The following is a 25,238-nucleotide window of genomic DNA, read 5'->3' as shown; positions in this document are numbered from 1 at the left end:
TTTATTTACAAATCATCACGCTCAGCGGCCCAGCATGCGGCGCGACAGCTTCCACATGCCACCCAGCGCCATCGGCACCACGGCCACGCCGACGCCGAACAGCACGATCTCGGTCAGGTGTTCGCGCACGATGGCGATATTGCCGAAGAAGTAGCCGGCCGTGGTCAGCAGCGCCACCCACAGCGTGGCGCCGGTGACGTTGTACATCTGGAAACGGACATGGGTCATGTCCGACACACCGGCCACGAACGGCGCGAAGGTGCGCACCACCGGCACGAAACGCGCCAGCACGATGGTCTTGCCGCCGTGTTTTTCAAAGAAATCGTGGGTGCGGCGCAGCGCGTCCTTGTTGAGCCAGCGGTAATCGTGGGTGAACACGCGCTGCCCGATGGCCTCGCCTATCCAGTAATTAAGGGTGTTGCCGGTGACGGCCGCCGTGATCAGCAGCAGCATCAGCAGGAACAGATTCATCTCGCCCAGCGCGCACAGGGCGCCGGCAATGAAGAGCAGCGTATCGCCGGGGAAGAAGAACAGCACCACCAGCCCGGTTTCGCAGAAGATGATCGCGAACAGCACAGCGTAGACCAAGGTTCCGTATTGCTGAATCAGCACTTCCAGTGTTTTGTCGACATGAAGGATCATGTCAAAAAATTGCATAAAATCCATATTCTTCCCATAAAGTCTGCGCCGGAATCATACACCACCCTTGCCCCGGTCGCGGAAGTTTCCAGACCGATGCCATCCAGTTTACAATCCCCCGAGCGCCCGCAACAAGCAGGCGCGACCAACCAAGGAGATAATGGATGTCCCTGACCCACCCGTTCCGCGCCCTTCCCCTCTCCGCCCTGGCGATCAGCCTGGCCACTTTGGCGCATGCCGCCGACCTGCCTGTCAAACCCAGCGCCGGCGACATCGTCAAGCTATCCAAGCCGTCCGACTGGCGTCCGCTGGACCCGAACAACACCTTGTACATGGAGCTGCCCACCGGCCGCGTGGTGATCGAGCTGGCACCGGATTTCGCGCCGCAGAACATCGCCAACATCAAGACCATGGTCAAGGAGCGGTATTTCGACGGCCTGGCCATGCTGCGCTCGCAGGATAACTACGTGGCGCAGTGGGGCGACCCGAACGCCGAGACCACGCCCAAGTCGCTGGGATCGGCCAAGGCCAAGGTGGCGGGCGAGTTCACGGTGCCGATGGCGAACGACAAGCACTTCGTGCGCCAGCCGGACGCGGACGGCTACGCGCCGCAGATCGGCCATTCGAACGGCTTCCCGGTCGGCCGCGATCCCAAGGCCAAGACCACTTGGCTGGCGCATTGCTATGGCACGGTCGGCGTGGGCCGCGACAACGACACCGACAGCGGCAACGGCGCCGAGCTGTATGCCGTCACCGGCAACGCGCCGCGCCATCTGGACCGCAATATCACGGTGGTGGGCCGGGTGGTATCGGGCATGCAGCTGCTGGCGGGGCTGCCGCGCGGCGGCGAGGCGATGGGCTTCTATGGCGCCAGCGAGACCCGCCTGCCGATCAAATCGGTGCGGCTGGAGGCGGAAGTGCCGGAGGCGGAACGCAGCCACCTGGAAGTGATGCGCAGCGATGCTCCTATTTACAAGGACGTGATCGACGCGGCGCGCAACCGTGGCGGCCCGTGGAACAAATTCACGCCGCATTACGTTGAGCTGTGCAATGCGCCGATTCCCGTGCGCGAGCATCCAAAGGACTGAACGGCCGTCGTTCCCGCGAAAGCGGGAATCCATGCTGAGTTGACTGGCCGGCGTTCTATGGGTTCCCGCTTTCGCGGGAACGACGGCTGGTGGGCGGTTATAATCTCATGATGAACGCGCCCGACACTTCCCCCCGCACGCCCCGACCCATCCAGGCCCTGCCTGACCAGCTGATTTCGCAGATCGCCGCCGGCGAGGTGGTCGAACGGCCGTCCGCCGTGGTCAAGGAGCTGCTGGAAAACGCGCTCGACGCCGGTTCCACCCAGATCACCGTGCGGCTGGAGGAAGGCGGCGTCAAACGCATCGCCATCACCGACAACGGCCGCGGCATCCCGCCCGAACAAATGCCGCTCGCGCTGGCGCGCCATGCCACTTCCAAGATCGCCTCGCTGGACGACCTGGAAAACGTCGGCACGCTGGGCTTCCGCGGCGAGGCACTGGCCTCGATCGCCTCGGTGGCCGCCGTCACGCTGACCTCGCGCACCGCCGACGCCGCCCACGCATGGGAAATCGTCGGCTCGCACAACGGCACGGTGGCGCCATCGTCCGGCGCCCAGGGCACCACGGTCGACGTGCAGGACCTGTACTTCAACACGCCGGCGCGCCGCAAGTTCCTCAAATCCGAGCAGACCGAATTCGGCCACTGCGCCGAAGTCGTGCGCCGCATCGCGCTGGCGCGGCCGGACGTGTCGTTCTCGCTCAGCCACAACGGCCGCACCATCGACCACTGGAACGTCAGCGAGATGGCCAAGCGCAGCGCCCACATCCTCGGCGACGGCTTTGCCGAGGCGCGCCTGCCGATCGACGAAAGCGCCGGCCCGCTGCGCCTGCACGGCTACGCCGGCCTGCCGACCGCCTCCAAGGCGCGCGCCGACGGCCAGTTCTTCTACGTGAACGGCCGCTTCGTGCGCGACAAGGTGCTGGTCCACGCCGTCAAGGCGGCCTACCAGGACGTGCTGCACGGCGACCGCTTCCCTTCCTACGTGCTGGCGCTCGACCTCGATCCTGCGCTGGTGGACGTCAACGTCCACCCGTCGAAGATCGAAGTGCGCTTCCGCGACAGCCGCGCGGTGCACCAGTTTGTGTTCCATGCGGTGCAGCGCGCGCTGGCGCAGACCTCGGCCACCGCGCACGGCAGCGTGCCGTCGCCGCTGCCGGCGGCCGAAAGCCTGGGCAGCTCGACCTGGCGCGGCGAGCAGACTTCGTTCGGGCCGTTGCTGGCGCCGGACTACGCACCGACTTTCTCGCCATCGCCATTCGGCTCGCGCGACGGCGGCGGCGCTAGCGGCGCAGGCAATGCGGGCGCAGGCTTCGGCGCGCCGCGCTTCGGCAGCGGCACGGAAGGCGGCGTCGCCCAGAGCACGGAAAAATACGGTGCCCTGTTCGGCGGCTCCGGCCCCGTCACCGGCTACCGCGCCGAATCGGACATGGCGCTGCCGCAGGCCAGCCCGTTCACCGTCTCCCCTGCCGCGATGGCACAGGAAGAGTTCCCGCTCGGCTTCGCGCTGGCGCAGCTGCACGGCATCTACATCCTGGCGCAGAACAACAAGGGCTTGGTGCTGGTCGACATGCACGCCGCGCACGAGCGCATCCTGTACGAACAACTGAAGACAGCATTGGACAGCCGCGTCGCCGGCGAGGAGATGCAGGTGCAGCCGCTGCTGATCCCCGTCACCTTCTACGCCGACGCGATCGAAGTGGGCACCGCCACCGAACACCAGGAGACCTTGCAGGCATTGGGCTTCGACATCGCCGCGCTGTCGCCGACCACGCTGGCGGTGCGCTCGGTGCCGGTGCTGCTGAAGAACGCCGACGCCCAGACGCTGGCGCGCGACGTGCTGCGCGACGTGCGCGAATTCGGTGGCTCACGGGTGCTGATCGAGCGCCAGAACGAGCTGCTCGGCACACTGGCCTGCCACACGGCGGTGCGCGCCAACCGCATCCTGTCGACGCAGGAGATGAACGCGCTGCTGCGCCAGATGGAAATCACCGAACGCGCCGACCAGTGCAACCACGGCCGCCCGACCTGGGTGCAGGTGGAAATCGGCGCGCTCGACAAGCTGTTCCTGCGCGGTCAATAAGATGAGCACTCACGCTTCAAAACCGCTGGCGGTCGCCATCATGGGGCCTACGGCGTCGGGCAAGACGGCGTCCGCGCTGGCGATTGCGCAGCGCATTCCGTCGGAGATCATCTCGGTCGATTCCGCGCTGGTGTATCGCGGCATGGACATCGGCACCGCCAAGCCCACACGCGAAGAACGCGCCGCCGCGCCGCATCACCTGATCGACATCATCGATCCGCTCGATTCGTATTCGGTAGCGCAGTTCCGCAACGATACGCTGCGGCTGGTCGACGAGATCGTCGCGCGCGGCAAGCTGCCGCTGCTGGTGGGCGGCACCATGTTGTACTTCAAAGGACTGGCCGACGGCCTCGATGACCTGCCCGGTGCCGACCCGGCACTGCGCGCGGAACTGGAAGACGAAGCGGCCCGCGTCGGCTGGCCGGCCATGCACGCCAAGCTGGCCTTGCTCGATCCCGAAACCGCCGCGCGCCTGGCACCGGCGGATGCGCAACGCATCCAGCGCGCGCTGGAGATCTGCGCCCTGAGCGGCAAGCCCATGTCGGAGCTGCTGGCGTTGAAGGAAAAGACCGAGCTGCCGTTCGAGCTGCTGTCATTCGCGCTGGAGCCGTCGGACCGCGCCGTGCTGCACGAGCGCATCGCGCGCCGCTTCGACATCATGCTGGAAGAGACGCCTGACGGTAACCTGATCACCGAAGTGGAAGTGCTGCGTCGGCGTGGCGATCTGCATCCCGGCCTGCCGTCGATGCGCTGCGTCGGGTACAGGCAGGCGTGGGAATACCTGGACGACACCATCGACTACAAGACGATGCGCGAGACCGGCATCATCGCCACGCGCCAGTTGGCCAAGCGCCAGCTGACGTGGCTGCGCTCCATGCCGGAGCGCGTGGTGCTCGACTGCCTGGGTGCCGATCCGGCCAGCGCGATGCTGGCGCAGATCGCCGAGAAGCTGGGTTGAGGTTTTACCCCGCACCCCCAAGCGGGGTCGGACCCCGCGGGGTCCGACCCCTAAGTGGTATCGCGCGCGCCTCGCAAAAAGCTTGCGGGGTTGACTACGCTTTCGGCGGCGCCGAATCCATATAAATAATTTCCCACAAATGGCCGTCGAGGTCCTGGAAACCGTGGCCGTACATGAAGCCATGATCCTGCGGCTCCTTGTAGGCGCTGCCGCCGGCCTCGATGGCCTTGGCAACCATGGACGTGACCTGGTCGCGCGATTCCACCTGCAGGCACACCAGCACTTCAGTTGAGGTGCGGGCATCGCAGATCGGCTTCGGTGTGAAGCTCTTGAAGCGCTCCTCGACCAGCAACATGACGAAGATATTCTCCGCCACGATCATGCAGGTGGCGCCCTCGTCGGTGTACTGCTGATTGAAGGAGTAACCCAGATGCGTGAAGAACCTGACCGAGGCCGCCAGGTCGCGCACGGGCAGGTTCACAAAGATATTGGTCGCCATATTGTCTCCGTTAGAAAAATGCTCACATCCAGCGAAACAGCATACCAATTTGACTATCTTTTGGCGACGCGATTCAAAATTTTCAAAAAAATTTCGGAACCATCGTTGACAGCTTAGGCTCCAACCCCCATAATGCTGGGCGTTGCAGGTGATATAGCTCAGTTGGTTAGAGCACAGCATTCATAATGCTGGGGTCGGTGGTTCAAGTCCACCTATCACCACCAAGAATTCGGAAGCCGTTGACCCGCAAGGTTCAACGGCTTTTTCATTCTGTATTCCCCATCAGGGAGACAGTTCGATGAAGCTGTGGCGCGATCTTGGCAAGGTCTTAATCGTGGCGGCGGTGTTTGCCGTCTGTTTCGACATGCTCGCCAAAGTCATTGGCTCTGACTCGCCCTGGCTCGGGCTGCTGCTGATGTTCTACTTCATGGCACTCGCCAACTTGGCAGGACCTTTGTTTGCGGTCCGAATACCCAAGGCGCTTCGGTCAGTGAATCCCGAGAACCGCGCCTATCGCTGGTTCGGAGTGCCCGCTTTCGGCGCGCTTGTCCGGAGCACACCTCTTCGTTATCTCAACGGTTCCGTTTATCTTGCAGACGGGCGGCGCAGTATCGCCACATTGAGTCGCCGTGCGGAGTTTTCGGAGGCCATCCATTTCTGGGCTGCGGTCTGGTTTACGCCATACATTGCATACACCCTGTTCCGTGGCCTGTATCTTGAAGCAGTGCTGTTTTTAATGGTGCAGCTTATCGTCAACGTCTACCCCATCCTGCACCTGCGCATCGTTCGCGCGCGGCTGGGCCGGATCAACCGCAATGGCATACCTCTTGCATAGTCATTCATGCGCTCTCGCCCACTCCCCAACAGGATCACGCCGACCATGACAATGACCTCTGCATATCACCTCCCCGCCCTGCTGCTTGCCGCAGCCCTTGCCAGCCCGGCCGCCTCCGCCTCCGCTCCCCACCCCGTAAAAGTTATGTTGATCAGCATGTTCTCGCAAGAAGCGGCGGTCTGGACCGACAAGCTCAAGCTCGACCAGTCCATTCCGGTGCCGGGCCTGTCGCCGTCCTATCCGGCGGTGCGCTGCAACCGCGACGATGTCTGCCAGCTGACCACGGACATGGGCAAGGCCAACGCGGCCGCCTCGGTCGCGGCGCTGGTGCACAGTGGCTTGTTCGACCTGAGGCAAAGTTACTTCATCGTCGCCGGAGTCGCCGGCGTCGATCCGGCCCGGGGCACGATCGGCACGGCGGCGTGGGCGCGCTACCTGGTGGACTCTGACCTGGCTTGGGAGGTGGACGCGCGCGAACGCCCCGCCGGCTGGTCGACCGGCTATCTGGGCATCGGCGCCAAGACGCCCGGCGTCAAGCCGGCGCCGGGCTATGGTACCGAGGTGTACCGGCTCAACGAAGGCCTGTTGAACAAGGCGCTGGCGCTGTCGCGCGGCGCGACGCTGGCCGACTCCGCCAAGGCACAGTCCTACCGCGCCCAGTACCCGTCCGCGCCCGCGAACCAGGCGCCGCAGGTGACGCAGTGCGACTCGATGACCAGCAATAACTGGTTCCATGGCGATCTGCTCGGGCAGCGCGCGCGGGACTGGTTCGCGCTCCTCACCGACCAGCAGGGCAGCTACTGCATGAGCTCACAGGAAGACAACGCGACCTACACCGCCTTGCTGCGCGGTGCCGAAGCCGGGCTGCTCGATCCGCAGCGGGTGGCCGTGCTGCGCACCGCGTCCAACTTCGACCGTCCGCATCCGGGCCAGACACCGCTGGCATCGCTGACCACCGATGCGGGCGGCTTTCCGCTGGCGCTGCAGAACCTGTACCGCGCGGCGCACCCGCTGGTGCAGGACATCGTCCAGCACTGGCCGGACTGGCGGGGCGGCGCGCCGCTGGCCCGGCCCGCGCGCGGCACTTCGCAACGCGCGCGCTTTGCTCCGAAGGTGGTGATCATCAATATGTTCGCCGGCGAAGCCGCGCCCTTCATCAGCGGCCTAGGGCTGAAGACCGAGCATCCGGTGCCGGGGCTGTCCGCGCGCTATCCGGCGCTGCGCTGCGACCGCGATGACGTCTGCCAGGTCACCACCGACATGGGCTACAGCAACGCCGCCTCCAGCGTCGCCGCCCTGCTCTACGCCAGCGGCTTCGACCTGCGCCACACCTATTTCATCATCGCGGGGATCGCCGGCATCAATCCCAAGCTGGGCACCGTCGGTTCGACAACGTGGGCCGACTACGCGGTGGACTTCTCGCTGCTGCACGAGATCGACGCGCGGGAAATGCCGCCGGAATGGACGAGCGGCTACTTCGGCATCCACACCAGCGCGCCGGACCAAAAGCCCGCACTGGACTACCGGACCGAAGTCTTCCAGCTCAACCCCGAGCTGGTGACACGCGCCTACCAACTCTCCAGGAACGTCGCGCTCGGCGATTCCGCCGCCGCCGTCGCCTACCGCGCCAACTTCGGCACGGCCCCGGCCAACCAGCCGCCCGCTGTGCTGCGCTGTGACACGGCGTCGACCGACACCTGGTTCGGCGGCGCCGCGCTGTCCAGCCGCGCCGAGACCTGGTCCGCGCTGCTCACCGACGGCAAGGCCTCGTACTGCACCGCCCAGCAGGAGGACAACTCGACGCTCGAAGTGCTGCGGCGCGGCCAGGCCGCCGGGAAGGTGGATTTCAAGCGCGTGCTGATCCTGCGCGCCGGCTCCGACGTCGACCGCCCGCATCCGGGGCAGAGCGACAGCGACGCGCTACTGAACTATACGCAGCAAGGCGGCTTCGCACCCGCTGCGGCCAACCTCGCGCTGACCGCCCGTCCGGTCATCCAGAACATCATCGGCAACTGGGCCGGGTGGAAGCGCGGGGTGCCGGGTCACTGATCCTTCAGCTGGCGATCGCTCATTTGCCGGCAGCGGCCGGCAGCGCGGCAGGCGGGCGTTCGGCGCCGTAGGTCTTGACCAGGTAGTCCACCATGTCGGGAATGTCGGCGTCCGCGAAGGTGGCGCCGAACGGCTTCTTCATCTTCTTCACCGTGGCCTCCCAATAGGCGCGCGGCGATGCCGGCGGTTGCGACTGGATGTAGTGCACCGAGTGACACAGCATGCAGTTGTTCTGGACCAGCGCATAACCCGGCAGCGTGCTGGGTTTGAACAGCGCAGTCTCCGGCGGCAGGTTGATGTCGAGCGCGAACGCGGAGGAGGCCATCATCAGGCCGGCGGCAAGCAGGGAACGGATCATCATGGGGCTCTCCTTAAATCGCGACGATGCGCGTCGATTCGACCACATTGCGCATGTAGCCGGGCGGGTTCCACAAGGCGCCGGCAGGCTGCCCCTGGCCGATGCGGTTGACCGCGCGCACCATCAGCTGGTGGCTGCCCTTCTGCTTGGGCGTGAACGCCACGCTCCATTCGCGGAACGAGTACCTGCCCAGGTCCTTGCCGAGTTGCGCGGCCTGCCAGTTCCTGCCGCCGTCCGACGAGAAGGCCACCTCGTTCACGCCGTAGCCGCCGTCGAAGGCGATGCCGCGCACCACCGTCTGCTGTCCCATCTTGACGTGCGCGCCCTCGGTCAGGCTGGTGATGAAGGAGCGCACATTCATGCGGTTGATCGGCACGGTCTTGGCCGGCGCCTTGCCCGGCTCGGTGCAGGCGCATTGGTTGTCCGGGATGCGGTAGGCGGTGCTCATCCAGAAGCCGTCGAATGCCTTGTCGGTCACGGTGATGTCGGACAGGTGCTTAACCCAGTAGGTGCCGTAGTAGCCGGGCACGATCAGGCGCAGCGGATAGCCGTTCAACATCGGCAGGTCGGCGCCGTTCATCTGCCAGGCCAGCATGACTTCACCGTCCATCGCGTGATCGAGGTTGAGCGCCTTGACGAAATCGGGGCCGTCGCCGAGCGGCGGCGTATCGAGGCCGTTGAACGCCACCTGCACCGAGCCGGCCTTCACGCCCGCCTTCTCCAGCACCTTGCGCAGCGGGACGCCGGTCCAGCGCGCGTTGCCCATGGCGCCGTTCGACAGCTGGCCGCCATTGGCGCGCGGCTCGAAATGGCCACGGCTGTTGCCGGAGCACTGGACCACGGCGACCAGTTCGGTCGCATCGGCCATTTGGCGCAGGTCGGACAGCGACAGCTCCAGCGGCGTATTGACGTTGCCGCCGACGCGCAGGCGATACGCTTGCGGATCGATGGAGGTCGGGATGCCGCTCCAGTGGTAGCGCACGAAGAAGGCGTCGTTCGGCGTGATCGCCGATTCGTTGAAGACGCTGAATGGCGTTTCCAGCTGCGGCGGACGGGCGGTGAGCAGGATCAAAGGCCGCTTCTGCGGATAGGCGACCAGTTCGCGCTCGCCGTTCTCGAACGGCAGCGCGACGCGGGCCGGCTCCGCCGCCAGCGCCCCCAGCACCGGGTTGCCGAGTGCGGCCGCGGCGCCAATGGTGCCGGCCTGTCGCAGGAAGGAACGGCGCCTCAACGCCTCCGCCGTCAATACAAACGCTTTAGTCGCCATGCTGGTCTCCGTTGATGTTGTAAAGTCAGACATGCCAATAATGCCACAAATCGTCAGCGCCGCGCCAACCCGCCGGGGGCGGCCTGGGCGCCCTTGCCCGCGACCGCCAGCTGGCGGTACTGGGTCGGCGTGACGCCGGTGGTGGCCTTGAACTGGCGGGTGAAGGCGGAATGGTCGCCGTAGCCGCAGGCCTGGGCGATTTCCGCCACGCTGGCGGGGCCCTTCAGCAAACGCGAGGCGGCGTCGACGCGGGTCTGGATGATCATCTGGCGTGGCGTCAGGTGGAAGATGCGCAGGAAGTAGCGCTCGATCTGCGCCACCGACATGTGGGCCGTGCGCGCCAGTTCGGCCAGCTGCAGGGGCTGGCCGTATTCCTGGTGGATCAGGTTCACCGCCGCCGCCACCTTGCGGTAGGCCGGGTTCTTCTTGTCCGCCATCGCCAGGTCGCGCGACACGCCGGTCAGGCCGACGATGCGGCCGTCGGTGTCGCGCAGCGCGGTCTTGCGCGTCAGGCACCAGCCGGGATCGCGGTTGGGATACAGGTGCAGTTCCAGCTGGTCCTCGATATCGCTGCCGCCGGCCAGCACCGCCATGTCCTGCGCCAGGTAGGTCTGGCCGAACGGCCGCGCGAACACCTCGGCCGGGGTGCGCCCGATCAGCGCCGATTTGTGCCGCTGGCCACAGCGCTGCGCCAGCGTCTGATTGACCACCACATAGCGGCACTCGACGTCCTTGACGAAGAAAACCACGTCCGGCAGCGCGTCGAACAGCGCTTCGGAGAAGAAGGGGTCGGCGATGTCCATGCCCAGGGCGCGGCGGGCGTCGTCGTGAGGGGGTTCTTTATGCATGAAGGCGATTGTGCCAGCGGCGCCGGGCGGCGTCTCCTGTTTTATCGCCATTGTGCAGATTTCGTCATCGATCATGCGCAGGGCGTGCAAGACAACGGGCCCCGGGAAGCCTAAGATTTGAGCATGAAAAACATCTCCATCATCGACTCCCACACCGGCGGCGAACCGACCCGCCTGGTGACCGACGGCGGCCCGGAACTGGGCCAAGGCCCGCTCAGCGAGCGGCTCGCCCTGCTGAAACGCCAGCACGACCGCTTCCGCTCCGCCGTGGTGTGCGAGCCACGCGGCTCGGACGTGCTGGTGGGTGCGCTGCTGTGCCAGCCCTACGAGGCCGATTGTGCCGCAGGCGTCATCTTCTTTAACAACGTCGGCTACCTCGGCATGTGCGGTCATGGCACCATCGGCCTGGTCGCGTCGCTGGCGTTCATGGGCCGCATCGGCGCCGGCCGCCACCGCATCGATACGCCGGTGGGCGTGGTGGAGGCGGAGCTGCACGCGGACGGCAGCGTCACGGTGGACAACGTGGCCTCGTATCGCAGCCAGACCCAGGTCACCGTCGAGGTGCCGGGCCACGGCCCGGTCACCGGCGACGTGGCGTGGGGCGGCAACTGGTTCTTCCTGGTTTCCGGTCATGGATTGGAACTGGGGGTTGGTAACGTCGAAGCGCTGACGGCCTACACCGTGGCCGTCAGCGCCGCGCTGGAAAAGGCCGGCATCACCGGCGACGGCGGCGCGCTGATCGACCATATCGAACTGTTCGCGCCATCGCGCACCGGCGCCGACAGCCAGAGCTTCGTGCTTTGCCCAGGCAAGGCCTACGACCGTTCGCCTTGCGGCACCGGCACCAGCGCCAAGCTGGCCTGCCTGGCGGCCGACGGCAAGCTGGCCGAGGGCGAACTGTGGAAGCAGGAAAGCGTGATCGGCAGCGTGTTCGAAGCGTCGTACCGCTATCGCGGCGAACAGCTGGTCCCCAGCATCCGTGGCCGCGCGTGGGTGAACTCCCAGGCGCAGCTGATCCTCGATCCGACCGATCCTTTCGTATGGGGCATCCGGTGAACACGAACGACGTGATCGTCATCGGCGCCGGCATCGTCGGTGCTGCCTGTGCGGATGCGCTCAGCCAGCGCGGCCTGCAGGTGCTGGTGATCGAACAGGACATGCCCGGCGGCGGCGCCACCGCGGCCGGCATGGGACACCTGGTGGTCATGGACGACAACCCGGCGGAGCTGGCGTTGTCGGCGTATTCGGTCTCCTTGTGGAATTCGCTGGTGGGCGACCTGCCGCAGCGCCACGAGTACAGCCGCTGCGGCACCATCTGGGTCGCCGCGGACGAGGAAGAAATGGCAGCGGCGCGCACCAAGGCCGACACGCTGTCCGCCTACGGCATCGCCTGCGAGCTGCTGGCGCCTGCCGCGCTGTATGCGCGTGAGCCGCAGTTGCGCACCGGCCTGGCCGGCGGCCTGCTGGTCTCCGGCGATGGCCTGGTTTATCCGCCCAAGAGCGCGCGCCTCCTGCTGGACCGTGCGATCCGCCGTGGCGCCGCCACGCTGCGCGGCAGCGTCGCCGCCATCGAGGACAACGGCGTGCTGCTGGCCGACGGCGCGCGCCATCAGGCACAGCACGTGGTGCTGGCCGCCGGCACGCGTTCGGCCATCCTGCTGCCGGAACTGCCGGTGCAGCCGAAAAAAGGACATATCGCCATCACCGACCGCTATCCCGGCTTTGTCCACCACCAGCTGGTGGAACTGGGATACATCAAAAGCGCCCACGCCGCCAGCGGCGATTCGGTCGCGTTCAATTTGCAGCCCCGTCCTACCGGACAAGTACTGATCGGCTCCTCCCGCCAGTTCGACACAATCGATCTGGCGGTGGAGCCGGCCATGCTGCAACGCATGCTGCGTCATGCCGCCGCGTTCACGCCAGCCCTGGCGCAACTGAACGTGCTGCGCTGCTGGACCGGCTTGCGTGCCGCCACGCCGGACGGCTTGCCGCTGATCGGCCCCCATGCCGCGCGGCGCGGACTGTGGCTGGCGACCGGACATGAAGGATTGGGTATCACCACCTCGCTGGCGACGGCGCAACTGCTGGCCGGCCAGATGACGGGCGACAGCACGCGCATCCCCGCCGCCCCCTATTTACCGGGACGCTTCAATGACTGACGTCGTCCTCAATATCAACGGCCACGACGTCCATGTGGCGCAAGGCGTCAGCGTGGCCGCGGCGATCGCCATGGCCGGCAGCGCCGTCACACGGCGCTCGGTTCGCGGCGCGGCGCGCGCGCCCTTGTGCGGCATGGGCGTCTGCCAGGAATGCCGCGTCACCATCGACGGCCGCATGCATCAATTGTCGTGCCAGACGCTGTGCGCCGACGGCATGCGCGTAACCACCGGCGAGGCCCGGTCATGAGCCGCTATGACGTACTGGTGATCGGCGCCGGACCGGCCGGACTGGCTGCCGCGCACGCCGCCGTTGCGCACGGCGCGCAGGTCGGCCTGGTCGACGACAATCCGCTGGCCGGCGGCCAGATCTGGCGCGGCGGCCCGGAACAGCAGCAGGATCAGCGGGCGCAAAGAATGTGGAGCGAGCTGCGCGCCGCGCCCAACCTGACCTGCCTGCCGCAGACGCGCGTGCTGTACGCGCCGGCGCCGCAACAACTGCAGGCGCAAACGCCGTCGTCGTCGGCCACGCTGCATTACGAAAAACTGATACTGGCCACCGGCGCGCGCGAACGGTTGTTGCCCTTCCCCGGCTGGACGCTGCCCGGCGTGACCGGCGCCGGCGGCCTGCAGGCGCTGGCCAAGGGCGGCTATCCGGTACAGGGCAAGCGCGTGGTGGTGGCGGGCAGCGGCCCGCTGCTGCTGGCGGTGGCTGCGACGCTGCGCGCCAAAGGTGCGGAGATCGCCGCCATCATCGAGCAGGCGCCTTTGCCGGCGTTGGTGCGCTTCGGCTTCGGCCTGCTGGCGACGCCCTCCAAGGTGGTGCAGGCGCTGCAACTGGCAGCGCAACTAGGCGGTATCCCGTATCTGCGCGGCAGCCATGTGCACTCGGCGCTGGGCGACGGCACGCTGCAATCGATCCTGATCCGGCGTGACGGCGCGCGCGAGCTGGAGGCGCTGCAATGCGACTACCTGGCCTGCGGCTACGGCCTGCTGCCCAACGTCGAACTGGCGCTGGCGCTGGGCTGCGTCACCGCGTCGAACAACAGGCAGACGACGGTGCTGGTGGACGATGAACAGCTGACCTCCGTGCCCGGCGTGTACTGCGCGGGCGAAGGCACGGGCATCGGCGGCGTCGACCTGGCGCTGGCGGAGGGTTGCATCGCCGGCCTGTCGGCCACCCGCCAGCACGCCGCCGCGCGGCATCTGTACGACGAACGCGCGCGCTGGAAAAAATTCGCGGCAAGGCTGGAGCGCGCGTTTGCGCTGCGGCCGGAACTACTGGCGCTGGCCGGCGACGACACCATCGTCTGCCGCTGCGAAGACGTCTGCCACGGCGAGCTGCGCACCCACACCAGCTGGCGCAGCGCCAAGCTGCAGACGCGCTGCGGCATGGGGCCGTGCCAGGGACGCATCTGCGGCGGCGCCACGGAACTGCTGTACGGCTGGCGGCCGGACGCGGTGCGCATGCCGATCTCGCCGGCCCGCATCGCCAGCATCATCGACGATTGATCCACCCTTTAACACAACACCGATTCATCACAAGGAGAACAGCATGGCAGCAGCAAAATGGGAAGGGGTATTCCCCGCAGTAACCACCAAGTTCAAGGAGAACGAGGATCTCGACCACGCCGAAATGGAGAAGCACTTTTCCTTCCAGATCGACAGCGGCGTGCACGCGCTGCTGACCTGCGGCTCGCTGGGTGAAGCCAGCACACTGTCGTTCGACGAGAAGCTGGCCGTCACCAAGACCGCGCTCAACGTCGCCGCCGGCCGCGTGCCGGTGCTGGTCAACGTCAGCGAAACGCGCACCGCCACCGCCTGCCGCTTCGTCGAAAAGGCGCACGAGATGGGCGTGCAGGGCCTGATGGTGATGCCGTCGGTGCTGTACGCGGCCGACTCGCGCGAGGCGATGGACAACCTGCGCGTGATCGCCAAGGCGGCGCAGCTGCCGATCATGGTCTACAACAATCCGGTCTCCTACAAGGTCGACCTGACGCCGGAAGACTTCAAGGAACTGGCCGATTGCGAATGGATCGTCGCGATCAAGGAATCGACCGACAACGTGCGCCGCATCACCGACCTGCGCAACGCCGTCGGCCACCGCTACCAGCTGTTCATGGGCGTGGACGATCTGTCGTTCGAAGGCCTGGCGGTGGGCGCGGACGGCCTGCTGGCCGGCCTGGTGGTGGCCTTCCCGAAAGAGACGGTGGCGCTGTACAAGCTGATGAAAGCCAAGCGCTGGGACGAGGCGCTCAAGCTGTACCAGTGGTTCATGCCGCTGATGCACCTGGACGTATCGACCAAGCTGGTACAGAACCTGAAGCTGGTGGAAACGCTGGCCGGCGTCGGCAACGAGTACGTGCGCCGTCCGCGCCAGCCGCTGCAAGGCGCCGACCGCGCCCGCGTCACGGCCGTGGTCCAGCAGGCGCTGGCCAACCGTCCTGACGTCAGCACGCTGTTCTAAAAACCTGCGGGGGTCAAGTCTGACATTCGGACACGAGCTCTGCTGTAGCTGCGGCTACAGCAGAGCTCGTGTCCGAATGTCAGACTTGACCCCCGGTTTTTTTGATGGTCGAGCCGCGCAGGATCAGCTGCGGTTCGATCATCGTGGTGGCGGGGGCGGGCTTGCCGTCGATGGCGGCGATCAGCTTTTCCATCGCGGCCACGCCCATGCGCTCGCTCTGCAGGTCCACCGTGGTCAGCGCCGGCGAGGTGTAGCGGCCGTACTCAATGTTGTCGAAGCCCGCTACCGATATCTGCTCCGGCAGCTTGAAACCCAGCGCCTGCGCCGCCTTCATGAAGCCCAGCGCCATCAGGTCGTTGTAGCAGATCAGCGCGTCCGGGTGCTCGGCGCCCAGCATGATGGACGAGCTGACGCGCTCCCCTTCGGCCGCGGTCGGCGCGCCGGCTTCATACACGCTCAGTTCCAGGTCATGCGCGGCCAGGCAGGCGCGGATGCCGCCCAGGCGCTCCTCGTCGCGCCGCGAGCGCGGAAAGCTCAGGTAGCCCAGGCGCTTGTGCCCCAGCGAGACCAGGTGCCGCGCCAGCATGTAGGCGCCGCGGTGGTCGTCGCTGATCACCCACGGGATCTCCAGCCGCGACAGGCGGCCGAAATATACCAGCGGTTTGCCCAGCTCCATCACCCAGTCCATCTCCGATTCCAGCATGCGCGAGAACATGATGATGCCGTCCACCCGGCGGCTCAGCGCCTCCAGCAAGGGCCGTTCGCGGTCCGGGTTTTCCTCGGTGTCGACCAGCAGCAGCGTGTAGCCGTGCGCCAGCGCGACGCGGTTGGCGCCCTTGACGATGCTGGTGAAGTGCGGGTTGGCCACGTCCAGCACCGACAGGCCGATGCTCTTGGTGCGGCCGGTGATCATCGACGCCGCCAGCGGATTGGAACGGTAGCCCAGCCGGGCGATGACTTCCTTGATGGTCGCTTCCACCGCCGGCGAGAAACGCTGCGCGCCGTTGACGAACTTCGATACGGTGGCGGTCGAGACGCCGGCTGCGGCGGCGACGTCCCGTATGGTTGCTACATTTTTTTTCATGTTCTGATCGTCGGAGATGCGTGGCCGCCGGTGCTTCGGCGGCGCCAAAGGACAATCTTAGCATGTCGGCATCTGTCGGCCACCCGATCACAGGTCGGTGATTTCCTTGTGGCGCGGGACCAGCGCCTTCATCACACACCACGCCACCAGGTAGGCCAGCGCGCAGATGCCGAACATGATCATGTAGCCGGTGCGGATGTCGTTGACCGATTTGTAGTAGTCGAACACCCAGCCGCCCAGTTTGGTCAGCAGCACGCCGCCGATGCCGCCGGCCATGCCGCCGATGCCGATCACCGAGGCCACCGATTTTTGCGGGAACATGTCGGACACGGTGGTGAAGATGTTGGCCGACCATGCCTGGTGCGCCGAGGCGCCGACGCCGATCAGCAGCACCGGCACCCAGAAGCTGATCGCGCCCAGCGGCTGCGCCAGCAGCACCACCAGCGGGAAGAAGGCGATCACCAGCATGGCTTTCATGCGGCCGTCGTAGGGCGCGTGGCCGCGCGCCATGAAGTAGCTGGGGAACCAGCCGCCGCCGATCGAGCCTATCATGGTCATGCTGTACAGGACCGCCAGCGGCACCACGATGGCCTCGCCCTTCATGCCGTATTGCGCCGACAAATAGGTGGGCAGCCAGAACAGGAAGAACCACCACACGCCGTCGGTCATGAATTTGCCGAAGGCGAAGGCCCAGGTCTGGCGATACTTCAGCAGCTGGAACCACGAGACTTTCTTCGCCGCCGCCGGCGCCTCGACCGCCACCGCCGGCTGGTCGCTGCGGATGTAGGCCAGTTCCCGCGCCGACAGGCGCTTCTGGCGGTCCGGCTTGTCGTACAGCGTGATCCACACGCTCATCCAGATGAAACCCAGCATGCCGATCATGACGAAGGCGGCCTGCCAGCCCCAGATGCCGGCGATCAGCGGCACGCAGATCGGCGCCAGGATGGCGCCGACGTTGGCGCCGGAGTTGAAGATGCCGGTGGCGAAGGAGCGCTCCTTCTTCGGGAAGTATTCGGCGGTGGCCTTGATCGCGGCCGGGAAGTTGCCGGCCTCGCCGACCGCCAGCACGGCGCGCGAGATCATGAAGCCGAGGATGGACGGCGCGGCGACGATGCCGAAGGCGCCCAGCAACACGCCCACGCCCTGCCCCATCGGCACCGAAAAGGCGTGCAGCAGCGCGCCCAGCGACCAGACCGTGATGGCCACCACGTAGGCGGCCTTGGTGCCGATCTTGTCGACCACGCGGCCGGCGAACAGCATCGAGATGGCGTAGACGAACTGGAAGGCGGCGGCGATGTTGGCGTAGTCGGTGTTGCTCCAGCCGAATTCCCTGGACAGGTCGGGCGCCAGCAAGCTCAGGACCTGGCGGTCCAGGTAGTTGACGGTGGTGGCAAAAAACAACAGCGCACAGATGGTCCAGCGGTATTTACCGACGGTGGCTCCCGCCGCTTGCGCGTTTACAGGCTCGCTCAGGTTCATGGCATCACTCTATTCTGGTTTTGGGTGATGATCTCTCGGTCTCCACGAGATCATTCTAGTCGTAAGTCATCGTACAACTATAAAACGCGATAGGCAAGCGGAAAGATGCGGATATTCAAGGGATTACGCCATCGCGGCGGTCCGGCACTGCGGCCGCCGCGATGGCGTTGTATGATGACATTAAATGCAATTATGCCGTTTTGGCGGTGCCGCCCTTGGCCAGCAGCAGCGCCACCAGGCTGATCAGCGCGGCGCCGGACAGGTAGTAGCCGACGTATTGCAGGCCGTAGTTGGTGGCCAGCCAGGTGGCCGCGTACGGCGCCAGCGAGGCGCCCAGGATGCCGGCCAGGTTGAACGTCAGCGAGGCGCCGGTGTAGCGCACCTCGGCCGGGAACAGCTCGGACAGGATGGTGCCCAGCGGGCCGTAGGTCATGCCCATCAGGCCCAGGCCCAGCGACAGGAAGACGGTCACCAGCATGCTGTTGCCGGAACCGAACATCGGCGCCATCGTCAGGCCGAACACGGCGATCGCGGCCGACACCCAGATCAGCGTGATGCGGCGGCCGTAGCGGTCGGCCCACAGCGCGGCCACGGGGATGGTCAGGCCGAAGAAGACCACGGCGAACAGCTGCTGGATCAGGAAGTCCTTGCGGCTGAACTTGAGCGCGCTGGTGCCCCAGCTGAGCGCGAACACCGTCATCAGGTAGAACAGCACGAAGGTGGCCAGCGCGATCAGGGTGCCCAGCACCAGCACGCGGCGATGGTCGCGCCATACGGTCACCACCGGCACCTTGACGCGCTCGTTCTTGTCCAGCACCTTCTGGAAGTCCGGCGTTTCATGGATCTTCAGGCGGATGTACAGGCCGACAATCACCAGCAGCGAGCTCGACAGGAACGGGATGCGCCAGCCGTAGCTGAAGAACTCGGCGTCGCTCAGGGTCTGGCTCAACAGCAGGAAGATGCTGCCCGACAGGAAGAAGCCGATCGGCGCGCCCAGCTGCGGGAACATGCCGTACCAGGCGCGCTTGCCCGGTGGCGCGTTCTCGGTGGCCAGCAGCACCGCCCCGCCCCACTCGCCGCCCAGGCCCAGGCCCTGGCCGAAGCGGCACAGCGCCAGCAGCGCCGGCGCCAGCGTGCCGATCGAGGCGTAGGTCGGCAGCGCGCCGATCACCACGGTCGACAGGCCCATGGTCAGCAGCGCCGCCACCAGCGTGGCCTTGCGGCCGATGCGGTCGCCGAAGTGGCCGAACACGGCCGAGCCGACCGGCCGCGCGAAGAAGGCGATGGCGAAGGTGGCCAGCGATTGCAGCGTGGCGGCAGCCGGGTCGCTGGCGGGGAAGAACAGCTTGGGGAACACCAGCACGGCCGCGGTGGCGTAGATGTAGAAATCGAAAAATTCAATGGTGGTGCCGATCAGGCTGGCAAACAGCACGGTGGCCGGGGAATTGGCCTTGGGCGATCCGGGGTGAGACTGGCTCATGCTTGAAGCTCCTGCGGGTGGATGGTGCGGCTCATCATACACACCCCCCTTGCCCGCTGCCAAGCAGATAAGCTTGTTCCCTAGGTATCGATTTGCGCAAAGGCAACGCTGATCGGGCCGGCGTGCAGCGGCCGCACCAGGCGCGCCACCTCCTGGCCGTCGCGCAGGAAGATCAGCGTCGGCCACAGCTTGACGCGGTAGGAGCGGCCCAGCGCGCGGCCGGGGCCGTCCTCGACCTTGTAGTGGCGCACGCCGTCGTGGCCGACGAAGGCCTGGGCCAGCGGCGCCTGCGCGGCCATGCAGTGGCCGCACCAGTTGGCGCCGAACTCCAGCAGCGTGGCGCCGGCCAGGGCGTCGATGGTGGCGCGGTCGGGCGCGCCTGGCAGGTAGATTTTTTCCATGGCGTCAGGGTCTGGTGTGGGATTTGAGCCCGGCGCAGGGGTCGGGACGGGACTGTGGCGCCACGGTGTAGACCGCGTCGTAGCGGCCGGCGCCATCCGCGCCTTCCAGATAGCCTTCGCTGCGCACCGTCAGCGCCGGCGCCAGCTCGTTGATCCAGCGCGGCACGCCGATGTCCTTGCGCACATGGCCGTTGCCGGCGATGAGCACCACGTCGCGCGGCAGCTGGTCGCGCACGATCTTGGCCATCCAGATGTCGCGCGACACCTGGGCGTTGATCATGCCGTCGACCATCATCTCCGGCAGCATATTGCAGTGGCCGGCGAGGATTTCCTTGTACTGGCCGCCGCGCACGTCGGCCGGCAGCGGCTGGTCCAGATGGTAGTCGCGCACGCTTTGCGGATCGAAGGTGGAGGCGATGCCGTCGCGCACCACGCGCGAGGCGTCCGCGCGCGACAGGTTGCCGGCGATCAGCGGCAACTGGTAGGTCAGCGCCAGCTGGATCACCGGGTAATAGAGTTGCCAGTTCCAGCTGCCGGCGCCGGCCACGCGGATCACGCACTGGGCGTCCAGGCAGCCTTTCTGGGCCTTGCTCAGCACGTCCTGGTTTTCGCGGTCGAACTGCTCCATGACGATGGCCGGACGCCAGCCGGCCTCGACCCGCTGGCGCAGCAGCTCGTAGCGCAGCCTGTGGCCGGCGGCATTGTCGTGCACCTCGCCCAGCAGCAACACCTGCGGATGGGGGCCGGCCGGCGCCGGCGCGGCCGCGGTGGCTGCCCCGGTGCCCTTGCCGCCGCTGGCGCAGCCGGCCAGCAAGGCCAATGCCGCCGCCATGCCCGGCCATCCCAGTTTGCCGCCATATGTGGAAATCATCTGCCTCCTGCCCTATGCAAATCAAATTATTGTTTGTGAAATTGAAATCATGCACACCACTGGCAACTTGCAACAATCGTTGTTGCGGCGCACTAATTGATTGCCCATAGAAAAATATCAATGGCAATATGTTACCAAATATGGTTTAATACGAACCTGTCGAGCACGGTTGAAGTTACTTTCGATCTTAGCTTAATGTATATGCTTTAATGTAGCCTTAACGTCCAGCGTATGCGGCATAGCCAGGGGAGCACTGTGAAGAAGTTGACTTTTATAACAACATTATTGCTGGTCCTCGGGATGGCCGGAGCCGCTCAGGCTCAGACCGCCAGTCCGAAAAACAGCAAAGTCGCGACTGCAGCAATTGTACTCGCCCATTGCGATGCCCGCAGCGCCACGCCGTGCGGCATCGATAGCTCCGTGCCGGCGGAGAAGGCCGCTTCGGATCGCGATCCGGAAGCGCTGGTCAATAACACCCCGCCAAACCAGCAAGCGATCGACCCGGTGGCCGAAGTGCCGGAACCGCGGACCTTCCTGATGTTGATGCTGGGCCTGGTAATTCTGGGCTTTGCTACGCGCAGCGGCAGCGCCTCGGACAAGTTTAGCGACTAAGCCAAGGCCGTCCGCTACAGACCGCACACCGCATGGATGTTGGTGATCGCCACACCATGCAGGATGGCGCGGACTACGCAGGAAAGTTTCTGCACCCCGTCCTCGGTGCCCAGCACCGCAAAGATCGCCACCGCCAGCGCCACGCCGATCAAAATCACCAAACCCTTGAGTGTGTCCTTGTCCATGGCGGCATTCTAGCGTGGCGCCGGAGGCCTAGGCAACGGCGGCGTCCAGCGTATAGTCGAAATCGTAGTAATGCTTGCCGTCCTCGATGCGGATGGCCAGGCTGCCGCTCAGGCCGGCCAGCTCGCCGCTGCCGGAATCGACCACCACCGCCACAGTCAGGCTGGGCACGCCGCGCCGCATGATGCCGGTATGCTGCAGCAGGAAGCTGCCGCGCCGCCCTTCCAGCGTACCCCGCACTTTCTCCATCGCCACGTAGGCGCCGGAGCCCAGCTCGCGGTCCATATAGGCCAGCATTTCGCCGGCGCCGGCGGCGTCCAGCGCGCCGTGGTACTGCTTATCCAGCGACATGCGGCCGACGCCGCTCTCGGCCGCCACGGCCGACATGGTTTCGGGCGCCATCTTGACGTTGAATTCACCGCTGACTTTGGGCATGGCCGGCCTTTCAATTCTGGTGGAGACGGGCATCCGCCTGCAGCGCGGCCGGATCGTCGACCGGCGTCACGCACGGCATGCGCAGCACGAAGCTGGCGCCCTGCCCCAGGATGCTCGATACGGTAATGGTGCCGCCAAACTGCTTGGCCATCAAGTTGAACACGATATTGAGTCCGAGCCCGGTGCCGCCCTGCCCGCGCCGGGTGGTGACGAAGGGATCGAACACCTTGTCCAGCATGTCCGGCGGGATGCCCTTGCCATTGTCCACCACCTGCATCTCGATCCAGTCGCCCTGCTGCGCCACGCCGATGGTGATGCGGCCCTCGTCGCCCGGATCGAAGGCGTGCTCGACGCAGTTGAGCGTCAGGTTGGTGATGACCTGGGCCAGCGCGCCCGGGTAGCTGTCGAGCATGATGTCCGGCGGACAGGCGATGCTGACGGTGATGCGGGTCTTCTTCAGCTTGGGCTGCAGGCTGGACACCACCTCGTTGATGTAGTCGCGCAGTTCGAAACGGCGGCGCGCCTCGCTGACCTGATCCACCGCGATCTGCTTGAAGCTGTGGATCAGGTGGGCCGCGCGGTAGGCGTTGTTCATGATCAGGCGGGTGCTCTCGGCCGCCGTCTCCAGATAGCGCATGATGTCGGACTTCTTGATATTGCCGCTGGCGACGGACTGGTGCACCTTCTCGGTGGCCTCCATCAGCACCGAGGCGCTGGTCAGCGCGATGCCGACCGGGGTGTTGATCTCGTGGGCGACGCCGGCCACCAGGCCGCCCAGCGAGGCCAGCCGCTCGGCCTGCAGCAGCGATTCCTGCGTGCGGCGCAGGTCGTCGAGCGCCTTGGCGGTGGCCTGGGCCGATTTGCGGGCCTCGTCCTCGGCCTCGCGGATGCGCTGGATATTTGATTTGACCTTGCGCTGGATGGCGTTGAAGCCGCGGATCACCTCGCCCAGCTCGTCGTGCCGGCTGTCGGGCAGCTCCTCGACCTCGTCGCTGCCGCGCGTGGCCAGGTCGAACAGGCCGTCGCGCAGGCGCTTGAGGGGATCGAACACGATGCGCAGCGACAGCGCCAGCGCCGCCACCAAAATCAGGTCCAGCAGCAGCACCTCGGTGACCTTGCGGCGCACTTCGGCGGCCAGGGTGGCGTCGATCTGCGCGCGGCTGAAGTTGACCACCACGCGGCCGACGATGACCGGCTTGAGCGAGGCGCCGGCCGCGCCGGAATCGCGGTAGGCCAGGTCGGCCACCACCGGCGAACCGCCGACCGCGGCGTCGTTCTCGATCGAGCTGACGCTGCCGTTTTCATGGCGCAGCTTGCCGGAGAACAGGCCGACCGAGGTGTCGTAGACGCGGATCGAGACCAGCTCCGGCGGCAGCATCTCGGCGGCGACGATGTTGTCGACCTTGGCCTTGTCCAGGTCCCACAGCGCCGACGGCAGGCTGGTTTGCAGCCGGGTCAGCACGCCCTGGCGCAGCCGCTGGCTGCTCACTTCCAGCTCGTGGCCGAGGCTGTACTGGGCGTATGTGCCGGAAATGCCCAACACCAGGGTCACGATGACCACGAAAAGCAGCGTCAAGCGGCCTTGGATACCAAACATCGACCAACCTCCGTGCATTGATGGAATTGACGGCAACGTCCCAATGTACGGTATGGCATGAGACTTGGCAAGTTATGGTCCCATCCCCACGCCGGGGCGGCAGACTTTGCTTGCCCGCAATGGTAAGATCGGACTATGTAGACGAGGCGGCAAACCGGGAGGGCACCATGACAGGCAATTATCATCAACTGACGCTGGCGGAGGTACGGCCGGGCATGGTCCTGTCGGACGTGCTGCTGGACGTGCAGGGCCACGTGCTGCTGCCGCAAGGCACGGTGCTGACCGAAGCCATGCTGGCGCTGATGCCGCGCCATGGCATCGCCATCCTGCCCATCCTGAAAGAAGACGTGTCGCCGGAAGTGGCGCAGGCCACGCTGGAACACCATGCGGCGCGCATCGCCCACCTGTTCCGCAAAAACGACGCCGACAGCGACGATGACTGGGCAACCTCGCTGCTGCGCCGCTTCGTATCGGACTTCCGCCTGGGCTTACCGGAGACCCCCGAGCATGAGTAATACCCTGAGTTACGACGACGTCGTCCGCACGCTGGACGACCTGCCTTCGCTGCCGGCGGTGGTGATGGAGCTGCTCAACAGCATAGACCAGGACGATGTCGACATCTCCGTGCTGGCCAGGAAGGTCTCCTACGACCAGGCGCTGACGGCCAAGACGCTGCGGCTGGCCAACTCCTCGCTGTACGGCTTGCAGGTCAAGGTGACCACCATCCAGCAGGCAATCACCTACCTGGGCTTCCAGACCACGCGCAACCTGATCACGGCGGCCGCCGTCACCGGCTGCTTTGCCGAGGGCCATTGCCCCGGCTTCGACCACAAGGCCTTCTGGCGCCATTCGATCGCCACCGCCGCCTGCGCCAAGGTGCTGGCGCGGCAAATGCGCTTCAACCAGGACTACGCCTTCACGGCGGGCCTGCTGCACGATATCGGCCGGCTGGTGCTGGTGTCCTGCTTCCCTAACCAGTACTCGGAAACCCTGGCCTACCGCGCAGCCCACGACGCCTATCTGCTGGACGCGGAGCGCACCGTGCTGGGCGTCGACCATATCGACGCCGGGCTGGCCCTGGCTGAGCACTGGAATTTTTCCGATACGATGCGGCTGGCCATCGGCGGCCACCACGACCCGGAAGCGCCGGGCGCAGGATTCCTGGCGGCCATCATCCATGTGGCCGACGCCATCGTGCACGCGCTCGATCTGGCGCAGGTGCAGGACGATCTGGTCCCGCCCGTTTCCACCGTGGCCTGGACTGCGCTGGGCCTCGATGAAGAAATCTATCTGCAATTGTTCCGCGAGACGGAACTGCAATATGAAGAAATTTCGATGGTGCTGTTGAGTTGAGCGAGCGCCCTGCCGGCCGGTTTGAAATCAAGCCCGGCGACGGCAGGTGCAAGCATGCGGGCGCATTAGTGACGCGCGTAGTTTCCGGCCTCGGCCTTTTCGGTACGCTCTTCCGGCTTCGGACGGCCCTGGGCGTCGGACAGGCGGTACTTGGTGCGGCGGTCGCCCATCAAGTCGCGCAGGTCGCGGATGCTCATGCCGGTCACTTCGTGCATGCGGATCAGCAGCGAGGCGCCGACCGGCAAGCGGTGGTGGCGGATCTTGCTGATGACCGGCGGCGCGACTTCCAGCAGGCGCGACAGCGCGGCGTCGTTTTTCAATTGCATCTTGCCGAGCAAGATATCCAGGAGATGGTTGGGGTTGTAGCTTTCCTGGGAAGCGAGAGCGTGATGTACCATGATTTTCCTCGTTGGTTGGGTGAATGAAGTGTGCGGGCCCGAACTTAAGGGCAACTTAGATTCCTTTGACTAAGGTTCCCGGCCCCGCTGATTGCCTTTC

The 25,238-nt window shown here is 65.8% G+C and carries 27 protein-coding genes, 1 tRNA gene and 1 pseudogene; 15 read left to right on the top strand and 14 right to left on the bottom strand.

Translation table 11 applies throughout. From position 1 onward, the window contains the following. Window positions 1–21: 21 nt before the first annotated feature. Entirely contained in the window at window positions 22–666 is a 645-nt protein-coding gene (locus tag ACEN9O_RS13605) for a VTT domain-containing protein (protein ID WP_495618056.1), read from the bottom strand. 137 nt (window positions 667–803) lie between these two features. Between ACEN9O_RS13605 and ACEN9O_RS13600 the strand changes: the two genes are divergently transcribed. The 3 genes from ACEN9O_RS13600 (at window position 804) to miaA (ending at window position 4,766) form a co-directional block, all read left to right on the top strand. Beyond that, window positions 804–1,727, top strand: a complete 924-nt coding sequence (locus ACEN9O_RS13600) for a peptidylprolyl isomerase (protein ID WP_495618055.1) — start codon at window positions 804–806, stop codon at window positions 1,725–1,727. Window positions 1,728–1,837: 110 nt separating this feature from the next. Further along, window positions 1,838–3,808 carry a DNA mismatch repair endonuclease MutL gene (mutL, locus tag ACEN9O_RS13595; RefSeq protein WP_495618472.1) on the top strand — a complete coding sequence of 657 codons (1,971 nt, stop codon included), beginning with the start codon at window positions 1,838–1,840 and terminating at the stop codon, window positions 3,806–3,808. A 1-nt stretch (window position 3,809) separates the two neighbouring features. Continuing rightward, window positions 3,810–4,766: a tRNA (adenosine(37)-N6)-dimethylallyltransferase MiaA gene (gene miaA, locus ACEN9O_RS13590; protein ID WP_495618054.1), complete on the top strand. Its 957-nt coding sequence runs from the start codon at window positions 3,810–3,812 to the stop codon at window positions 4,764–4,766. Between the two features lie 94 nt (window positions 4,767–4,860). Here miaA and ACEN9O_RS13585 read toward each other — a convergent pair whose 3' ends face one another. Continuing rightward, complete coding sequence (locus ACEN9O_RS13585; protein WP_495618053.1) at window positions 4,861–5,265, bottom strand: VOC family protein; 405 nt, start codon at window positions 5,263–5,265, stop codon at window positions 4,861–4,863. Between the two features lie 147 nt (window positions 5,266–5,412). Between ACEN9O_RS13585 and ACEN9O_RS13580 the strand changes: the two genes are divergently transcribed. The 4 genes and pseudogenes from ACEN9O_RS13580 to ACEN9O_RS13565 all read left to right on the top strand — a co-directional run bounded on the left by ACEN9O_RS13580 (window position 5,413) and on the right by ACEN9O_RS13565 (window position 8,149). Continuing rightward, window positions 5,413–5,489, top strand: a tRNA-Met gene (locus tag ACEN9O_RS13580). A gap of 74 nt (window positions 5,490–5,563) precedes the next feature. Then, window positions 5,564–6,100: a glycosyl-4,4'-diaponeurosporenoate acyltransferase CrtO family protein gene (locus tag ACEN9O_RS13575; RefSeq protein ID WP_495618052.1), complete on the top strand. Its 537-nt coding sequence runs from the start codon at window positions 5,564–5,566 to the stop codon at window positions 6,098–6,100. A 51-nt stretch (window positions 6,101–6,151) separates the two neighbouring features. After that, window positions 6,152–7,162, top strand: a pseudogene (locus tag ACEN9O_RS13570) (purine-nucleoside phosphorylase); the annotation flags it as partial. A gap of 51 nt (window positions 7,163–7,213) precedes the next feature. Then, window positions 7,214–8,149 (top strand): purine-nucleoside phosphorylase, encoded by a 936-nt coding sequence (locus ACEN9O_RS13565; protein WP_495618471.1) that lies wholly within the window; start codon window positions 7,214–7,216, stop codon window positions 8,147–8,149. A 19-nt stretch (window positions 8,150–8,168) separates the two neighbouring features. Here ACEN9O_RS13565 and sorB read toward each other — a convergent pair whose 3' ends face one another. Genes sorB through ACEN9O_RS13550 form a run of 3 tightly spaced genes read right to left on the bottom strand, consistent with a single transcriptional unit; the run spans window position 8,169 to window position 10,697 of the window. After that, window positions 8,169–8,510: a SorB family sulfite dehydrogenase c-type cytochrome subunit gene (gene sorB, locus ACEN9O_RS13560; RefSeq protein ID WP_495618051.1), complete on the bottom strand. Its 342-nt coding sequence runs from the start codon at window positions 8,508–8,510 to the stop codon at window positions 8,169–8,171. A gap of 10 nt (window positions 8,511–8,520) precedes the next feature. Beyond that, a complete protein-coding gene (gene sorA, locus ACEN9O_RS13555; RefSeq protein WP_495618050.1) occupies window positions 8,521–9,774 on the bottom strand; it encodes a SorA family sulfite dehydrogenase catalytic subunit in 1,254 nt (417 codons plus the stop codon). A 53-nt stretch (window positions 9,775–9,827) separates the two neighbouring features. Then, window positions 9,828–10,697 (bottom strand): helix-turn-helix domain-containing protein, encoded by an 870-nt coding sequence (locus ACEN9O_RS13550; protein WP_495618049.1) that lies wholly within the window; start codon window positions 10,695–10,697, stop codon window positions 9,828–9,830. 48 nt (window positions 10,698–10,745) lie between these two features. Here ACEN9O_RS13550 and ACEN9O_RS13545 point away from each other — a divergent pair, with 48 nt between their 5' ends. The 5 genes from ACEN9O_RS13545 to ACEN9O_RS13525 are packed head-to-tail and all read left to right on the top strand — an operon-like array spanning window position 10,746 to window position 15,245. Further along, on the top strand, window positions 10,746–11,678 hold the full coding sequence (locus ACEN9O_RS13545) for a 4-hydroxyproline epimerase (RefSeq protein ID WP_495618048.1): 933 nt from the start codon (window positions 10,746–10,748) through the stop codon (window positions 11,676–11,678). Next, window positions 11,663–12,781 carry an NAD(P)/FAD-dependent oxidoreductase gene (locus tag ACEN9O_RS13540; RefSeq protein ID WP_495618047.1) on the top strand — a complete coding sequence of 373 codons (1,119 nt, stop codon included), beginning with the start codon at window positions 11,663–11,665 and terminating at the stop codon, window positions 12,779–12,781. Before ACEN9O_RS13545 ends, ACEN9O_RS13540 begins: the two co-directional genes overlap by 16 nt. Then, window positions 12,774–13,028 (top strand): 2Fe-2S iron-sulfur cluster-binding protein, encoded by a 255-nt coding sequence (locus ACEN9O_RS13535; protein ID WP_495618046.1) that lies wholly within the window; start codon window positions 12,774–12,776, stop codon window positions 13,026–13,028. The genes ACEN9O_RS13540 and ACEN9O_RS13535 overlap by 8 nt, the downstream gene beginning before the upstream one ends. Then, window positions 13,025–14,290, top strand: coding sequence for an FAD-dependent oxidoreductase (locus ACEN9O_RS13530; protein ID WP_495618045.1), 1,266 nt, complete (start codon window positions 13,025–13,027; stop codon window positions 14,288–14,290). Before ACEN9O_RS13535 ends, ACEN9O_RS13530 begins: the two co-directional genes overlap by 4 nt. A gap of 43 nt (window positions 14,291–14,333) precedes the next feature. After that, window positions 14,334–15,245, top strand: a complete 912-nt coding sequence (locus ACEN9O_RS13525; protein WP_495618044.1) for a dihydrodipicolinate synthase family protein — start codon at window positions 14,334–14,336, stop codon at window positions 15,243–15,245. Between the two features lie 79 nt (window positions 15,246–15,324). Here ACEN9O_RS13525 and ACEN9O_RS13520 read toward each other — a convergent pair whose 3' ends face one another. The 5 genes from ACEN9O_RS13520 to ACEN9O_RS13500 all read right to left on the bottom strand — a co-directional run bounded on the left by ACEN9O_RS13520 (window position 15,325) and on the right by ACEN9O_RS13500 (window position 20,560). Then, on the bottom strand, window positions 15,325–16,329 hold the full coding sequence (locus tag ACEN9O_RS13520) for a LacI family DNA-binding transcriptional regulator (RefSeq protein WP_495618043.1): 1,005 nt from the start codon (window positions 16,327–16,329) through the stop codon (window positions 15,325–15,327). Window positions 16,330–16,416: 87 nt separating this feature from the next. Then, window positions 16,417–17,808 (bottom strand): MFS transporter, encoded by a 1,392-nt coding sequence (locus tag ACEN9O_RS13515; RefSeq protein WP_495618042.1) that lies wholly within the window; start codon window positions 17,806–17,808, stop codon window positions 16,417–16,419. A 190-nt stretch (window positions 17,809–17,998) separates the two neighbouring features. Continuing rightward, window positions 17,999–19,288: an MFS transporter gene (locus tag ACEN9O_RS13510; RefSeq protein WP_495618041.1), complete on the bottom strand. Its 1,290-nt coding sequence runs from the start codon at window positions 19,286–19,288 to the stop codon at window positions 17,999–18,001. 80 nt (window positions 19,289–19,368) lie between these two features. Beyond that, entirely contained in the window at window positions 19,369–19,689 is a 321-nt protein-coding gene (locus ACEN9O_RS13505) for a thioredoxin family protein (protein ID WP_495618040.1), read from the bottom strand. A gap of 4 nt (window positions 19,690–19,693) precedes the next feature. Beyond that, window positions 19,694–20,560, bottom strand: a complete 867-nt coding sequence (locus tag ACEN9O_RS13500) for a ChaN family lipoprotein (RefSeq protein WP_495618039.1) — start codon at window positions 20,558–20,560, stop codon at window positions 19,694–19,696. Between the two features lie 255 nt (window positions 20,561–20,815). Between ACEN9O_RS13500 and ACEN9O_RS13495 the strand changes: the two genes are divergently transcribed. Beyond that, entirely contained in the window at window positions 20,816–21,172 is a 357-nt protein-coding gene (locus tag ACEN9O_RS13495) for a PEP-CTERM sorting domain-containing protein (RefSeq protein ID WP_495618038.1), read from the top strand. A gap of 14 nt (window positions 21,173–21,186) precedes the next feature. Here ACEN9O_RS13495 and ACEN9O_RS13490 read toward each other — a convergent pair whose 3' ends face one another. From ACEN9O_RS13490 to ACEN9O_RS13480, 3 genes are read right to left on the bottom strand one after another with little or no spacing between them, the layout of a single operon-like run. After that, the gene (locus ACEN9O_RS13490) at window positions 21,187–21,357 is read right to left on the bottom strand and encodes a hypothetical protein (RefSeq protein ID WP_495618037.1); all 171 of its coding nucleotides are present in this window, start codon (window positions 21,355–21,357) and stop codon (window positions 21,187–21,189) included. Between the two features lie 28 nt (window positions 21,358–21,385). Continuing rightward, window positions 21,386–21,790: a DUF3224 domain-containing protein gene (locus ACEN9O_RS13485; protein ID WP_495618036.1), complete on the bottom strand. Its 405-nt coding sequence runs from the start codon at window positions 21,788–21,790 to the stop codon at window positions 21,386–21,388. 10 nt (window positions 21,791–21,800) lie between these two features. Further along, on the bottom strand, window positions 21,801–23,387 hold the full coding sequence (locus tag ACEN9O_RS13480; protein ID WP_495618035.1) for a sensor histidine kinase: 1,587 nt from the start codon (window positions 23,385–23,387) through the stop codon (window positions 21,801–21,803). 167 nt (window positions 23,388–23,554) lie between these two features. On the opposite strand from ACEN9O_RS13480, the gene ACEN9O_RS13475 reads away from it, so the two are divergent. After that, the gene (locus ACEN9O_RS13475) at window positions 23,555–23,902 is read left to right on the top strand and encodes a hypothetical protein (RefSeq protein ID WP_495618034.1); all 348 of its coding nucleotides are present in this window, start codon (window positions 23,555–23,557) and stop codon (window positions 23,900–23,902) included. Further along, the gene (locus tag ACEN9O_RS13470; RefSeq protein ID WP_495618033.1) at window positions 23,895–24,740 is read left to right on the top strand and encodes an HDOD domain-containing protein; all 846 of its coding nucleotides are present in this window, start codon (window positions 23,895–23,897) and stop codon (window positions 24,738–24,740) included. The genes ACEN9O_RS13475 and ACEN9O_RS13470 overlap by 8 nt, the downstream gene beginning before the upstream one ends. Before the next feature lie 65 nt (window positions 24,741–24,805). Here the strand turns inward: ACEN9O_RS13470 and ACEN9O_RS13465 are convergent, their stop codons facing one another. Continuing rightward, the gene (locus ACEN9O_RS13465; RefSeq protein WP_495618032.1) at window positions 24,806–25,138 is read right to left on the bottom strand and encodes a hypothetical protein; all 333 of its coding nucleotides are present in this window, start codon (window positions 25,136–25,138) and stop codon (window positions 24,806–24,808) included. Window positions 25,139–25,238: the final 100 nt, after the last annotated feature.

The organism is Duganella sp. Dugasp78, assembly GCF_059491455.1.
Note: the sequence above shows the minus strand (reverse complement) of the source record. Positions and strands in the feature narration are given on the sequence as shown.

Bases quoted from the DNA above. Each gene is read 5' to 3' on its own strand.
- ACEN9O_RS13515 (WP_495618042.1), bottom strand. From the start codon at position 17,808: ATGAACCTGAGCGAGCCTGTAAACGCGCAAGCGGCGGGAGCCACCGTC.
- mutL (WP_495618472.1), top strand. From the start codon at position 1,838: ATGAACGCGCCCGACACTTCCCCCCGCACGCCCCGACCCATCCAGGCC.
- ACEN9O_RS13530 (WP_495618045.1), top strand. From the start codon at position 13,025: ATGAGCCGCTATGACGTACTGGTGATCGGCGCCGGACCGGCCGGACTG.
- miaA (WP_495618054.1), top strand. From the start codon at position 3,810: ATGAGCACTCACGCTTCAAAACCGCTGGCGGTCGCCATCATGGGGCCT.
- ACEN9O_RS13475 (WP_495618034.1), top strand. From the start codon at position 23,555: ATGACAGGCAATTATCATCAACTGACGCTGGCGGAGGTACGGCCGGGC.
- ACEN9O_RS13470 (WP_495618033.1), top strand. From the start codon at position 23,895: ATGAGTAATACCCTGAGTTACGACGACGTCGTCCGCACGCTGGACGAC.
- ACEN9O_RS13490 (WP_495618037.1), bottom strand. From the start codon at position 21,357: ATGGACAAGGACACACTCAAGGGTTTGGTGATTTTGATCGGCGTGGCG.
- sorA (WP_495618050.1), bottom strand. From the start codon at position 9,774: ATGGCGACTAAAGCGTTTGTATTGACGGCGGAGGCGTTGAGGCGCCGT.
- ACEN9O_RS13535 (WP_495618046.1), top strand. From the start codon at position 12,774: ATGACTGACGTCGTCCTCAATATCAACGGCCACGACGTCCATGTGGCG.
- ACEN9O_RS13510 (WP_495618041.1), bottom strand. From the start codon at position 19,288: ATGAGCCAGTCTCACCCCGGATCGCCCAAGGCCAATTCCCCGGCCACC.
- ACEN9O_RS13605 (WP_495618056.1), bottom strand. From the start codon at position 666: ATGGATTTTATGCAATTTTTTGACATGATCCTTCATGTCGACAAAACA.
- ACEN9O_RS13500 (WP_495618039.1), bottom strand. From the start codon at position 20,560: ATGATTTCCACATATGGCGGCAAACTGGGATGGCCGGGCATGGCGGCG.
- ACEN9O_RS13525 (WP_495618044.1), top strand. From the start codon at position 14,334: ATGGCAGCAGCAAAATGGGAAGGGGTATTCCCCGCAGTAACCACCAAG.
- ACEN9O_RS13480 (WP_495618035.1), bottom strand. From the start codon at position 23,387: ATGTTTGGTATCCAAGGCCGCTTGACGCTGCTTTTCGTGGTCATCGTG.
- ACEN9O_RS13520 (WP_495618043.1), bottom strand. From the start codon at position 16,329: ATGAAAAAAAATGTAGCAACCATACGGGACGTCGCCGCCGCAGCCGGC.
- ACEN9O_RS13505 (WP_495618040.1), bottom strand. From the start codon at position 19,689: ATGGAAAAAATCTACCTGCCAGGCGCGCCCGACCGCGCCACCATCGAC.
- ACEN9O_RS13585 (WP_495618053.1), bottom strand. From the start codon at position 5,265: ATGGCGACCAATATCTTTGTGAACCTGCCCGTGCGCGACCTGGCGGCC.
- ACEN9O_RS13465 (WP_495618032.1), bottom strand. From the start codon at position 25,138: ATGGTACATCACGCTCTCGCTTCCCAGGAAAGCTACAACCCCAACCAT.
- ACEN9O_RS13600 (WP_495618055.1), top strand. From the start codon at position 804: ATGTCCCTGACCCACCCGTTCCGCGCCCTTCCCCTCTCCGCCCTGGCG.
- ACEN9O_RS13575 (WP_495618052.1), top strand. From the start codon at position 5,564: ATGAAGCTGTGGCGCGATCTTGGCAAGGTCTTAATCGTGGCGGCGGTG.
- sorB (WP_495618051.1), bottom strand. From the start codon at position 8,510: ATGATGATCCGTTCCCTGCTTGCCGCCGGCCTGATGATGGCCTCCTCC.
- ACEN9O_RS13550 (WP_495618049.1), bottom strand. From the start codon at position 10,697: ATGATCGATGACGAAATCTGCACAATGGCGATAAAACAGGAGACGCCG.
- ACEN9O_RS13540 (WP_495618047.1), top strand. From the start codon at position 11,663: ATGGGGCATCCGGTGAACACGAACGACGTGATCGTCATCGGCGCCGGC.
- ACEN9O_RS13485 (WP_495618036.1), bottom strand. From the start codon at position 21,790: ATGCCCAAAGTCAGCGGTGAATTCAACGTCAAGATGGCGCCCGAAACC.
- ACEN9O_RS13545 (WP_495618048.1), top strand. From the start codon at position 10,746: ATGAAAAACATCTCCATCATCGACTCCCACACCGGCGGCGAACCGACC.